Origin of the sequence: Streptomyces triculaminicus (assembly GCF_017349075.1) — a bacterium.
Taxonomy (GTDB): Bacteria; Actinomycetota; Actinomycetes; order Streptomycetales; family Streptomycetaceae; genus Streptomyces; species Streptomyces triculaminicus.
In genome coordinates, this window is record NZ_JAFMOF010000004.1 from 1,154,084 (window position 1) to 1,165,817 (window position 11,734).

An 11,734-nucleotide genomic window follows, 5' to 3' on the forward strand; every position below is an offset into this window, starting at 1 on the left:
CCGGCCGAACCGGTCGTTCCCGGCCATAGTGGGGCGTCATGAGCACCGAGAGCACTGATGTGCGCACGCCGAAGGACGAGCCGCCGGACATGCCGCTGGTCGTCATCGGCGGGGCCGCGGTCCTGGCGGTGGTCGCATGGGCGGCGCTGGGCAAGCATTCGTTCGACCGTGTGTCGACGACGGCCCTGAGCTGGGTGCTGTCCAATTTCGCCTGGCTCTTCGTGATCGCGGCGGACGCCTTCCTGGTGCTGTGCGTGGTGATCGCCGTCAGCCGTTTCGGGCGGATCAGGCTCGGTGCGGACGACTCCGCTCCGGAGTTCGGCAATCTCGCGTGGATCGCGATGATGTTCAGCGCCGGCATGGGCATCGGCCTGATGTTCTACGGGGTCGGGGAGCCGCTGCAGCACTTCGTCGTCCCGCCCCCGGGCAGCGGCGTGCCCCGGCAGCCCCGCCGCCGCCCGTACGGCCCTGGAGTACTCCTTCTTCCACTGGACCCTGCACCCCTGGGCGATCTACGGCATGGCGGGCCTCGCGCTGGCCTACGCGGGCTTCCGCAAGGGCCGTGGCAACCGCCTCAGCTCCGTGTTCGTCCCGCTGCTCGGCGAGGAGCGGGCGGCCGGCTGGCCCGGCCGGGCCATCGACCTGCTGGCCGTCTTCGCCACGGTCTTCGGCACCGCGACCAGCCTGGGCCTGGGCGCCCTGCAGGTCTCCAAGGGCCTGAACATCACCACCGGCGTCCAGGACTCCACCGCCCTGGAGCTGATCATCATCGTCTCGCTGTCGGCGGCGTTCGTGCTCTCGGCCTTCTCGGGGCTGCACAAGGGCGTGAAATGGCTGAGCACCCTCAACATCGCGCTGGCCGCCTGCCTGATGCTCTTCGTCTTCCTCCTCGGCCCGACGGTCTTCGTCCTCAACACCATCCCGGCGGCCACCGGCGGCTACCTCCACGACCTCATGGTCATGGCCACCCGCACCGGGGCGTTCACCGACTCCGCGTGGCTGGGCGCGTGGACGGTCTTCTACTGGGCGTGGTGGCTGTCCTGGGCCCCGTTCGTCGGCACGTTCATCGCCCGTATCTCCCACGGCCGGACGATCCGCGAGTTCCTCATCGGCGTCCTGCTGGTGCCCAGCGGGGCGACGGTGGTGTGGTTCTGCGTGATGGGCGGCAGCGCGCTGCGGCTGGACATGACCGGGACCGCCGACATGGCGGGGACCGTCCGGGAGGGCGCGGAGGCGTCGCTGTTCGCGCTGCTGGACACCCTGCCGCTGGCCACGCTCACCTCGTGGATCGCGATGGCGCTGGTGATGACGTACTTCATCACCAGCGCCGACTCCGCGTCGCTGGTGATGGGATCCCTCTCCAGCCGGGGCGCGCTGCACCCGCGCACCTGGCTGGTGGTGGTGTGGGGCGTGCTGATGGCGGCGGTGGCGGCCGTGCTGCTGGTGGCGGGCGGCCTGAAGTCGCTGCAGTCGGCGACGATCCTGGTAGCCCTGCCGTTCGTGCTGGTGATGCTCGCCCTGTGCTGGTCGCTGCTGACGGAGCTGCGGACCGACCCGGGGGCGGGCCCGGCCCGGCACCACGCCCTGCACGGGCTGGGGGACGCGCTGCGCACGATGGTCGGCGACGCGCTGACCGAACACGGCCCCGTCCGCCACCCCCGGCTGCGCCGGGTCGCGGAGAGCGCGCGGGAGCGGGGCGAGGACACCGGCGAGGGCTAGGGCCCGTGCCGAACCATCGGACTAGAACAGGCGCCCGGCGTCGGCCGGCTCGCCGCCGCCCTCGAAGGCCAGCAGCTGCCGCTTGCGGTCCAGGCCGCCGCCGTAGCCGGTGAGGCTGCCGTTGGCGCCGATGACGCGGTGGCAGGGGACGATGATGCTGATGGGGTTCTTGCCGTTCGCCAGGCCGACCGCTCGGGAGGCGCTCGGGGAGCCGATGCGGGCGGCGAGCTCGCCGTAGCTGATCGTCTCGCCGTAGGGGATCCGTCGCAGCTCGTCCCAGACCCGCTGCTGGAACGGCGTGCCCTCCAGGCGGAGCGGGAGGTCGAAGTCGGTCGCCTCGCCCGCGAAGTAGGCGGTGAGCTGCCGGACCGCCTCCGGGAACGGCCCGCCGTCGTCCCGCGCCCCGAAGGTCTCCTCGGGCGGCTGGTGGCGATGGCCGAGCATGTACAGGCCGCACAGCACGCCGTCGGCGGCGACGAGGGTCAGCGGCCCGTAGGGGCTGTCGACGACGGTGTGGACACGGGTGGAGTCGGTGCGCATGGTTCCAGGATGATGCCTGGGGGCGGCATGCGGCTGGCGGATTTCGGACATCGTCCCTGCCGTCACTTCGCCGCCGTCCCGCCCCGGTACTTCACGACCGTCACGCCTCCCGCAGCCGTCGCCAGACCGCCTTCGCCGCGTGGTGCCCGGACATCCCGTGCACCCCCGGCCCGGGCGGCGTGGCGGACGAGCACAGGAACACGGCGGGATGCGCCGTGGCGTACGGCACGCGCGCCAGCTTGGGCCGGATCAGCAGCCGCAGCCCCGCGACGGAGCCGGTGGCGATGTCCCCGCCGATGTAGTTGGGGTTGCGCGCGGCGAGCTCCGGCGGCCCGGCCGTGGCCCGCGCCAGGACGCGGTCGCGGAAGCCCGGCGCGAAGCGCTCGATCTGCCGCTCGATGACCTCGGTGGCGTCGCCCTCCCAGGCGCTCGGCACATGTCCGTAGACCCAGAAGGTGTGCTTGCCCTCCGGGGCCCGGGTGGGGTCCACGACGCCGGGCTGGGAGGTGATGAGGAAGGGCACGGACGGGTCGTGGCCGGCGGTGGCGGCGTCCAGGGCGGCGCCGATCTCCTCGTAGGTGGGGCCGATGTGGATCGTGCCGGCCCGGCGCGCGGGTTCGGCGGTCCAGGGCACCGGGCCGTCCAGCGCGTAGTCGATCTTGAATACGCCGGGGCCGTAGCGGAAGTGCTCGTAGGCGTTGCCCAGGCCGGCGATGCGGGCGAGCGCGGTCGGCGAGGTGTCGAAGACGAAGGCGCGGGCGGGCGGCAGGTCGTCGAGGTGCTTGACCTCGAAGCCGGTGTGGATCGTGCCGCCGAGCTCGCGCAGGTACGAGGCGAGGGCGTCGGCGATGGCCTGCGAGCCGCCGCGCGGGACGGGCCAGCCGCACTCGTGGGCGGCGAGGGCGAACATCATCGCCATGCCGCCGAGCCCGAAGCCGCCGAGCGGCGCGATGCCGTGGGCGGCCAGCCCCGCGAACAGGGCCCGGGCCTTGGCGTCCCGGAAGCGCGTCCTCGTCAGCAGGGCGGCCGACTGGGCGGCCACCAGGCCGAAGCGCGCGTACGTGACGGGGTCGGCCGGCAGCCCGTCCCACTGGGTGCGCAGGAAGTCCGCGGCGAGGGTGTCCCACTTGCCGTGGAAGGGCGCCACGAGCCGGCGGTAGGCGCCCGCGTCGCGCGGGCCGAGCGAGGCGGCCGTCTCGCCGACGCGCCGCGAGAGAACCGCGGCCGTGCCGTCGGGGAAGGGGTGGGCCATCGGCAGGCCGGGGTGGAGCCACCGCAGGCCGTGCCGGTCCAGCGGCATGGCGGCGAACGCGGGCGAGCGCACGGCGAGGGGATGCACGGCGGAGCACGGGTCGTGGCGGAAGCCGGGGAGGGTCAGCTCCTCGGTGCGGGCGCCGCCGCCGATGGCGTCGGCGGCCTCGAACACCTCGACCGTCAGGCCGCGGCGGGCCAGTTCCACCGCGGCGGTCAGCCCGTTGGGCCCCGCTCCCACGACGACCGCGTCGAGCATGGTGGCCACCGGACGGCTCCCCTCGTCGCCTCACGACCCGCCGGACGCCCCGTCAGGTCAGCCGGCGGATGCCAGCAGGCCCAGGATATGCCGCAGCGTCGGCTCGTCCCGCGCCGCGCTGAACGGCAGGGTGTTGCCGCCCGCGATACGGAAGGGCTCGCCGGCGAGCGTCCCGCTCGCGCCGCCCGCCTCGGCGACCAGCAGCAGCCCGGCGGCGTGATCCCAAGGGTTCTCCCAGGAAAAAGCCAGCCCGTCCAGCCGACCCTGGGCCACGTGCAGGTATTCCAGGCCCGCCGAGCCGCAGGGGCGCGGAGCGATGCCCTCCGTCAGCAGCGCCGCCAGGACGCGCTTCTCCTCGTCGGTGGTGAAGTCGTAGTGCGATATGGCCACTTCCAGATCGCGGCCCGGCTCGGGCGAGCCGCAGCGCAGCGGCTCACCGTTGAGCGTCGCCCCGCCGCCGCGGCGGGCGATCGCCATCTGGTCCATGGCGGGGGCGTACGTCCAGGAGGCGAGCAGCTCGCCTCGGTGCGCGAGGCAGACCAGGGTGGCGAAGCCGGCGTCGCCGTTCACGAACTGCCGGGTGCCGTCGACCGGGTCGACGATCCACACCGGGTCCTCGCCGCGCAGCGCGCGCAGCACGCCCGGGTCCGCGTAGACGGCCTCCTCGCCGACGACGGCCGAGCCGGGCAGCAGGGCGGTGAGCGCGGCCGTCAAGTGCTCCTCGGCGCGCCGGTCGGCGACGGTCACCAGGTCGTAGGGGCCGTTCTTCTCGACGATCTCGTCCGTCGCGAGCTGCCGGAAGCGCGGCATGATCTCGGCGGCGGCCGCCTTGCGGACCGTCTCCTCGACCTCGTCCAGCCGCCCCGCGAGGAACGCGTCGACCGTGGGAACCATGTGAGCCATATGGACATCGAACCACGTCACACCGACATTCGGTGGTGCCCCGGTGGCCTCGCGACGACATCGCGGTGAACGCCTGTGCGCACCTCGCGCCGCCGCGGCCCCGTGATGATCGGGGACGGAGTTACGGTGGGTTTTCGCCGTCGGCCGGATGGGCCGGCGGGAGAAACGAAGCTGGAGGGTGCGCCGTGCACGGTGAATACAAGGTGCCGGGCGGCAAGCTCGTCGTCGTCGACGTGGAGGTCCGGGACGGGGCGCTGCGCGATGTGCGGGTCGCCGGGGACTTCTTCCTGGAGCCGGACGAGGCGCTGCTCGACATCGACCGGGCACTGGAGGGCGCCGACGCGGACCTGACCGCCCCCGAGCTGGCCGCGCGTATCGAGGCCGCCCTGCCGGAGGGCACGGTCATGTTCGGCTTCTCGTCGGAGGCCGTGGGCATCGCCGTGCGCCGCGCCCTGGCCCAGGCCACCGACTGGCACCACTACGACTGGCAGCTCATCCACGACGGCCCCCAGCCCCCCGCCCTGCACATGGCGCTGGACGAGGTGCTGACCGCCGAGGTCGCCTCCGGGCGGCGGCCGCCGACGCTGCGCGTGTGGGAATGGGAATCCCCGGCCGTGGTCATCGGCAGCTTCCAGTCCCTGCGCAACGAGGTGGACATGCCGTCCGCCGAGCGCCATGGCATGACGGTGGTGCGGCGCATCAGCGGTGGCGGCGCCATGTTCGTGGAGCCCCAAAGCACGATCACCTACTCGCTCTACGTACCGGACTCCCTCGTCCAAGGACTGTCGTTCGCGGACAGCTACGCCTATCTCGACGACTGGGTGCTGGCCGCCCTCGGGGACATGGGCGTCAAGGCCTGGTACCAGCCGCTGAACGACATCGCCACCGAGGCCGGGAAGATCGCCGGAGCCGCGCAGAAGCGGATGGTCGGCGAGAACGGTGCGGTGCTGCACCACGTGACCATGGCCTACGACATGGACGCCGACAAGATGCTCGAGGTGCTGCGCATCGGCAAGGAGAAACTGTCCGACAAGGGCACGAAGAGCGCCAAGAAGAGGGTGGATCCGCTGCGCCGCCAGACCGGGCTCCCGCGGCCGGCCGTCATCGAGAGGATGATCGAGTCGTTCCGCGGGCGGTACGGGCTGCGGGAGGGCTCCGTCACGGCGGAGGAGCGGGCGCGGGCCGAGGAGCTCGCCGCCGTGAAGTTCTCCTCGCCGGAGTGGACGGCGCGCGTTCCGTAGGGCCCCCGGCCGGCGCCGTCGTCCGGGTCAACCGGCCAGCGCCGGAATGATGTGCTCCCCGTAGGCCCGGATCGTCTCCTCCTTCGCGTCGTGCATGGCGTAGACGGCGAACTGGTCCACCCCCAGCTCCCGCAGCCGCTCCAGCCGTTCGCGGTGCGCCGCCACCGGTCCCAGCAGGCAGAAGCGGTCGATGATCTCGTCCGGCACGAAGTCCGTGGAGGGGTTGCCGGCGCGGCCGTGGTGGCTGTAGTCGTAGCCCTGGCGCCGCGTGACGTAGTCGGTAAGCGCCTCGGGGACCAGGCCGGAGTGCTCGCCGTAGCGGGTGACGAGGTCGGCGACGTGGTTGCCGACCATGCCGCCGAACCAGCGGCACTGGTCGCGGGCGTGGCCGAGGTCGTCGCCGACGTAGGCGGGCGCGGCCACGCAGATGGTGACGGAGGCGGGGTCGCGGCCGGCCTCGGCGGCCGCGTCGCGGACGGACTTGATCATCCATTCCGTCAGATGGGGGTCGGCGAGCTGGAGGATGAAGCCGTCGGCCTCCCGGCCGGCGAGGGCCAGGGCCTTGGGGCCGTAGGCCGCTATCCACACGGGCAGCCGGCCGTCCCGCACCCAGGGCAGTCGCAGCGCCGTACCGTCTATGACCGTCTCCCGGCCCTCCGCCAGGTCGCGGATGACCCGCATCGCCTCGCTGAGCCTGGCCAGGGTGTTGGGCTTGCGGCCCGCCACCCGCATCGCGGAGTCGCCCCGGCCGATGCCGCACACCGTGCGGTTGCCGTACATGTCGTTGAGGGTGGCGAAGGTGGAGGCGGTGACCTCCGGGCTGCGGGTGGAGGGGTTGGTGACCATGGGGCCGACGACGAGGCGTTCGGTGTGTTCCAGGATGCGGCTGTAGATGACGAAGGGCTCCTGCCACAGCACGGCGGAGTCGAAGGTCCAGCCGTAGCGGAAGCCGGACCGCTCGGCGGTGCGCATCAGCTCGACGACGGCGGAGGCGGGCGGGTCGGTCTGGAGGACGAGGCCGAAGTCCACGGTGCGGGGTTCTCCTTACGTACGGGCTAGGTGAGGTACTGGCAGGTGGCGCGCGGCACGTAGCGCCCGTGTCCCGCCCGGCCGGTGAAGCGTCCGCGGTCGATGACGACCTCGCCGCGCGAGAGGACGGTCTCGACCTGTCCGGTGACGCGCTTGCCCTCGTAGGCCGAGTAGTCGACGTTCATGTGGTGGGTCTCGGCGGACAGCGTCTGCGTGACGTGCGGGTCGTAGACGACGATGTCGGCGTCGCCGCCGGGGGTGATGCTGCCCTTGTGCGGGGCGAGGCCGAACATGCGGGCGGGCGCGGCGCAGGCGATCTCGATCCAGCGGCGGCGGGAGATGTGGCCGTCCACGACGGCCTGGTGGAGCAGGTCCATCCTGTTCTCCACGCCCGGCAGGCCGTTGGGGATCTTCGAGAAGTCGCCGCGGCCCAGCTCCTTCTGGCCGGAGAAGCAGAAGGGGCAGTGGTCGGTGGAGACCACCTGCAGGTCGTCGGTGCGCAGCCCGCGCCAGAGCGCGGCCTGGTGCTCGCGCGGGCGCAGCGGCGTGGAGCAGACGTACTTGGCGCCCTCGAAGTCCGGCTCGGCGAGGTTGTCGGTGGACAGGAAGAGGTACTGCGGGCAGGTCTCGCCGAAGACCGGCAGGCCCTTGTCGCGCGCCTGGACCAGCTCGGCGACGGCCTCCTCGGCGGAGACGTGGACGACGTAGAGCGGGCTGCCGGCGACGCGGGCGAGCTGGATCGCGCGGTGGGTGGCCTCGGCCTCCAGCAGGGCCTTGCGGACCTCGCCGTGGTAGCGGGGGTCGGTCCTGCCGGCGGCGAGGGCCTGCTCGACCAGGACGTCGATGGCGATGCCGTTCTCGGCGTGCATCATGATCAGCCCGCCGTTGCCGGCGGATCTCTGCATGGCCCGCAGGATCTGCCCGTCGTCGCTGTAGAACACCCCGGGGTAGGCCATGAACAGCTTGAACGACGTCACTCCCTCCTCGACCAGGAGGTCCAGCTCCTTCAGGGAGCCGTCGTTCACATCGGAGAGGATCATGTGGAAGGCGTAGTCGATGGCGCACTTGCCCTCGGCCTTGGCGTGCCAGGCGTCCAGGCCCTCGCGCAGCGCCCGCCCGCGCGACTGGACCGCGAAGTCGACGACGGTGGTCGTGCCGCCCCAGGCGGCGGCGCGCGTGCCCGTCTCGAAGGTGTCCGAGGAGGACGTGCCGCCGAAGGGGAGCTCGAAGTGGGTGTGGGCGTCGACGCCGCCGGGGATGACGTACTTCCCCGTGGCGTCGATGGTGCGGTCGGCGCTCCAGCCGCGGGCGCAGGCGCTGCCGGGCGAGGCCAGCGCGGCGACCTTGCCGTCCTCGACGAGGACGTCGGCGCGGGTCTCGTCGGCGGCGGTGATGACCAGGCCGCCGCTGATGATCGTTGTGGTCATGGTCGTTCCTCCTCGGCGATGGTGTGTCCCGTCCGGCGCAGCGCCTCCTCCAGTGCCGCGGCGCCCTCCTCCGCCTCGGCCACGGTCAGCGTCAGGGGCGGGGCGAGGCGCAGGACGTTGCCCTCGCGGCCGCCCTTGCCGATCAGCAGACCGGCCTCGCGGGCGTGTTCGAGGGCGAGGGAGGCGGCGCGCGGCGAGGGCGAGCCGTCGGGTCCGACGAGCTCGATGCCGATCATCAGCCCGCGGCCCCGGACCTCGCGGACGACCGGCAGCCCGGCGGCGATGGCGCGCAGCCGCTCGATGAGCAGGCCGCCGACGCGGCGGGCGTTGCCCTGCAGGTCGTGCTCGAGGAGGTAGGTGAGGTTGGCGAGCCCCGCGGCCATGGTGACGGGGCTGCCGCCGAAGGTGGAGATGGAGTTGGCCCCGAGGCAGTTCATGACCTCCGCGCGGGCGACGACCCCGCCGATCGACATGCCGTTGCCGATGCCCTTGGCGAAGGTCAGCAGGTCCGGCGGGCCGGCCGCGGCGTGTGCCTGCCAGCCCCAGAAGTGGTCGCCGGTGCGGCCCCAGCCGGTCTGCACCTCGTCACTGATCCACAGGATGCCGCGGGGGGCGAGGACCTCGCGGAAGGCGGCGTAGAGCCCGTCGGGCGGGGCGGTGAAGCCGCCGACGCCCTGCACCGGTTCGGCGATCAGCGCGGCGACGGTGCCGTGCGTCTGGCCGAGGACGTCCTCGAGGTCCGCGACGCAGGCCTCGATGAACTCGCCGTCGGACAGGTGGGCGTAGGGGCCGCGGGTGCGGACCGCGCCGTGGACGTAGAGGGTCTGCAGCGGCGAGAGGCTGGTGGGCGACCAGGCGGAGTTGCCGGTGACGGCGACGGCGGAGAAGGAGCGGCCGTGGTAGCTGTTGCGCATGGCCAGGACCTGGTTGGAGCGCCGGTGGGCGGTGGCCAGCAGCAGGGCCGTGTCGGTGGCCTCGGTGCCCGAGGCGGTGAAGTAGACCCGGGCGTCGGGGATGCCGGACAGGGCCGCGACGCGCTCGGCGAGCTCCACCATGTGCCGGTCGAGGTAGAGGGTGGAGGTGTGCAGGATGCGCACGGCCTGCTCGCTGACGGCCTTGGCGACCTCGGGCAGGGCGTGGGCGGTCATGGTGGTGAGGATGCCGCCGAAGAAGTCGAGGTAGCGCCGGCCGCCGGCGTCCCAGACGTACCGGCCCTCGCCGTGGGTGAGCTCGAGCGGCTCGCGGTAGTACAGGGCGAGCCACTCGGGCATGACGGCCCGGTGCCGGGCGTGCAGGGAGGGCTGCAGCGGGCTCATGGCCGCACCAGCCCGTCATAGGCGTCGGGCCTGCGGTCCCGGTAGAACGCCCACTGCCGGCGGACCTCCTCGATGAGGTCGAAGTCCAGGTCACGGACGAGGAGTTCCTCCTTGGTGTCGCTGGCGACGTCGCCCACGAACTGCCCGCGCGGGTCGACGAAGTAGGAGGTGCCGTAGAAGTCGTTGTCGCCGTACTGCTCCTGGCCGACGCGGTTGATCGCGGCGATGAAGTACTCGTTGGCGACGGCGGCCGCCGGCTGCTCGAGCCGCCACAGGTACCCGGACAGGCCGCGGGAGGTCGCGGAGGGGTTGTAGACGAGCTGGGCGCCCTCGAGGCCGAGCGAGCGCCAGCCCTCGGGGAAGTGGCGGTCGTAGCAGATGTAGACCCCGACCTTGCCGACGGCGGTGTCGAAGACGGGCCAGCCGAGGTTGCCGGGCTTGAAGTAGAACTTCTCCCAGAAGCCTCTGACCTGCGGGATGTGGTGCTTGCGGTACTTGCCCAGGTAGCTGCCGTCGGCGTCGATGACGGCGGCGGTGTTGTAGTAGAAGCCGGACGACTCGACCTCGAAGACCGGGACGACGATCACCATGCCGGTCTCCCGGGCGAGGTCGCGCATCCGGCGGACGGTCGGGCCGTCGGGGACGGGCTCGGCCCAGCGGAAGTGTTCGTCGTCCTGTACCTGGCAGAAGTAGGGGGCGTTGAACACCTCCTGAAAGCCGATCACCTTGGCGCCCTGCGCGGCGGCCGCGCGGGCGTGCTCCTCATGCTTGGCGATCATGGACTCGGTATCACCGGTCCAGGTCGCCTGGACCAGGGCGGCACGGACAACGTTGGCCATGAGCTGCTCCTCTGCCGGGGCGTGCTTCTACCAGGCTGACACGCGAAGATCCGCGTGTGCATGCGACCGTAGGTCTCGTCACTCCCCGTGGCAAGACCATCGCGGTTCCTGTGGAAAACCCGCCCGCGCGGCCATACGGGCGGCCGATGCCTCCCCCGTCATGACCATGACGGGGGAGGCATCGGCGCCTCCGTCACCCCACCGCGGCCGCGCACCCCACCATCGCCCCGGCGACCAGCGCGTACCCCACCAGCCCGAACAGGGCGCCGCGGTGGTGGAGCCGCTCCACCTTGGCGGGGTCCCCGCCGTGCACCGTCCAGCGCCAGGACAGCACCGTGGCGAGCACCGCCAGCAGCACGTAGACCAGCGTGAGCAGATGCAGCCCGTCGATGAGCGTGAGCCCCGCGCTGCTGGTGACGACCTCGTTGACCTGCTGCATGTTGAGCATCACCACGAAGAGCCCGCCGCCCAGCAGGGCCAGCCGGCTCTGCAGGGTGTCCAGCCGCTCGGCCATGGTCAGCTCGTCGCTGTGCGAGGGGAGCAGGAAGGTGGCGGTGCCGACGAGCAGCATCAGGTACAGCGGGCCGGTCAGCTTCCAGAAGACCGTCGGGTCGTCGCGCGCGAGGTCGATCCGGACGACGAGGCGGCTGTGGGTGCTGCCTGCGCCCCGGGGACGGGTGGCGTCGCCGAAGGTGGTGGGATAGCGCCGCTCGGCGGTCATCACCCGGAAGCCGGTCATCCGCCAACCGGGCGGCGCGATGTCGTCGTTGGCGGCGGAGTTGGCGCTGTCCGCGGCGAAGCGGAACTGGTCGGTACTGGGCACGGAGGTCACCAGGATCTCGATCCGGTGCCGGTCGAAGGGGAAGGCCCGCACGTCCCAGTCCTGCCGGAAGACGCTCTGCAGCGGCAGCACGTCCCTGAACCGGCCCTTCTCCGTCGTCAGGGCCGGCTCGCCCTTCTGCGGGTCGTTGGCGTTGGTGAAGGACGCCGTGGGCAGCGGGTCATCGTCCTTGCTGTCGCAGACGGACCACAGGGACAGCCGGGCCGAGAAGGTGTGCTTCGCCGGATCGAGGTCGTACAGGTCACTGAGGTAGGCGCCCACGTCGCACCGCGGGACGGCCTTCCCGTCGGCGGTCGCGATCACGGCGGGGCCGGTCAGCAGCCACGCCGCGATCAGACCCACGAGCACGAGCCGGCCCGGGCCCGGGAT

At 72.2% G+C, this 11,734-nt stretch carries 9 protein-coding genes and 1 pseudogene; 2 read left to right on the forward strand and 8 right to left on the reverse strand.

All coding sequences use genetic code 11. From position 1 onward, the window contains the following. Window positions 1-38 precede the first annotated feature (38 nt). A pseudogene (locus J1792_RS28145) lies at window positions 39-1,719 on the forward strand (BCCT family transporter). A gap of 21 nt (window positions 1,720-1,740) precedes the next feature. Here J1792_RS28145 and J1792_RS28150 read toward each other — a convergent pair. The 3 genes from J1792_RS28150 to J1792_RS28160 all read right to left on the reverse strand — a co-directional run bounded on the left by J1792_RS28150 (window position 1,741) and on the right by J1792_RS28160 (window position 4,672). Continuing rightward, window positions 1,741-2,259: a methylated-DNA--[protein]-cysteine S-methyltransferase gene (locus J1792_RS28150; RefSeq protein ID WP_086570654.1), complete on the reverse strand. Its 519-nt coding sequence runs from the start codon at window positions 2,257-2,259 to the stop codon at window positions 1,741-1,743. Between the two features lie 100 nt (window positions 2,260-2,359). Next, the gene (locus tag J1792_RS28155; RefSeq protein WP_207248495.1) at window positions 2,360-3,769 is read right to left on the reverse strand and encodes a phytoene desaturase family protein; all 1,410 of its coding nucleotides are present in this window, start codon (window positions 3,767-3,769) and stop codon (window positions 2,360-2,362) included. A 57-nt stretch (window positions 3,770-3,826) separates the two neighbouring features. Further along, window positions 3,827-4,672, reverse strand: a complete 846-nt coding sequence (locus tag J1792_RS28160) for an inositol monophosphatase family protein (RefSeq protein WP_372446189.1) — start codon at window positions 4,670-4,672, stop codon at window positions 3,827-3,829. Between the two features lie 185 nt (window positions 4,673-4,857). Between J1792_RS28160 and lplAB the strand changes: the two genes are divergently transcribed. Beyond that, entirely contained in the window at window positions 4,858-5,913 is a 1,056-nt protein-coding gene (gene lplAB / locus J1792_RS28165; protein ID WP_086570656.1) for a lipoate-protein ligase LplAB, read from the forward strand. Between the two features lie 27 nt (window positions 5,914-5,940). Here the strand turns inward: lplAB and J1792_RS28170 are convergent, their stop codons facing one another. From J1792_RS28170 to J1792_RS28190, 5 genes are all read right to left on the reverse strand, one after another. Then, the gene (locus tag J1792_RS28170; protein ID WP_086570658.1) at window positions 5,941-6,942 is read right to left on the reverse strand and encodes a TIGR03842 family LLM class F420-dependent oxidoreductase; all 1,002 of its coding nucleotides are present in this window, start codon (window positions 6,940-6,942) and stop codon (window positions 5,941-5,943) included. A 26-nt stretch (window positions 6,943-6,968) separates the two neighbouring features. Next, entirely contained in the window at window positions 6,969-8,369 is a 1,401-nt protein-coding gene (gene hydA / locus J1792_RS28175; protein ID WP_086570660.1) for a dihydropyrimidinase, read from the reverse strand. After that, window positions 8,366-9,685 carry an aspartate aminotransferase family protein gene (locus J1792_RS28180; protein ID WP_086570662.1) on the reverse strand — a complete coding sequence of 440 codons (1,320 nt, stop codon included), beginning with the start codon at window positions 9,683-9,685 and terminating at the stop codon, window positions 8,366-8,368. Before J1792_RS28180 ends, hydA begins: the two co-directional genes overlap by 4 nt. Further along, a complete protein-coding gene (locus J1792_RS28185) occupies window positions 9,682-10,524 on the reverse strand; it encodes a nitrilase-related carbon-nitrogen hydrolase (protein WP_086570664.1) in 843 nt (280 codons plus the stop codon). The genes J1792_RS28180 and J1792_RS28185 overlap by 4 nt, the downstream gene beginning before the upstream one ends. A 193-nt stretch (window positions 10,525-10,717) precedes the next feature. Continuing rightward, on the reverse strand, window positions 10,718-11,707 hold the full coding sequence (locus J1792_RS28190) for a ligand-gated ion channel (protein WP_086570666.1): 990 nt from the start codon (window positions 11,705-11,707) through the stop codon (window positions 10,718-10,720). Between the last annotated feature and the right edge of the window lie 27 nt (window positions 11,708-11,734).

Coding starts and splice junctions, on each gene's coding strand:
- J1792_RS28150 (WP_086570654.1), bottom strand. CDS start 2,259: ATGCGCACCGACTCCACCCGTGTCCACACCGTCGTCGACAGCCCCTAC.
- J1792_RS28155 (WP_207248495.1), bottom strand. CDS start 3,769: ATGCTCGACGCGGTCGTCGTGGGAGCGGGGCCCAACGGGCTGACCGCC.
- J1792_RS28160 (WP_372446189.1), bottom strand. CDS start 4,672: ATGGCTCACATGGTTCCCACGGTCGACGCGTTCCTCGCGGGGCGGCTG.
- hydA (WP_086570660.1), bottom strand. CDS start 8,369: ATGACCACAACGATCATCAGCGGCGGCCTGGTCATCACCGCCGCCGAC.
- J1792_RS28180 (WP_086570662.1), bottom strand. CDS start 9,685: ATGAGCCCGCTGCAGCCCTCCCTGCACGCCCGGCACCGGGCCGTCATG.
- J1792_RS28185 (WP_086570664.1), bottom strand. CDS start 10,524: ATGGCCAACGTTGTCCGTGCCGCCCTGGTCCAGGCGACCTGGACCGGT.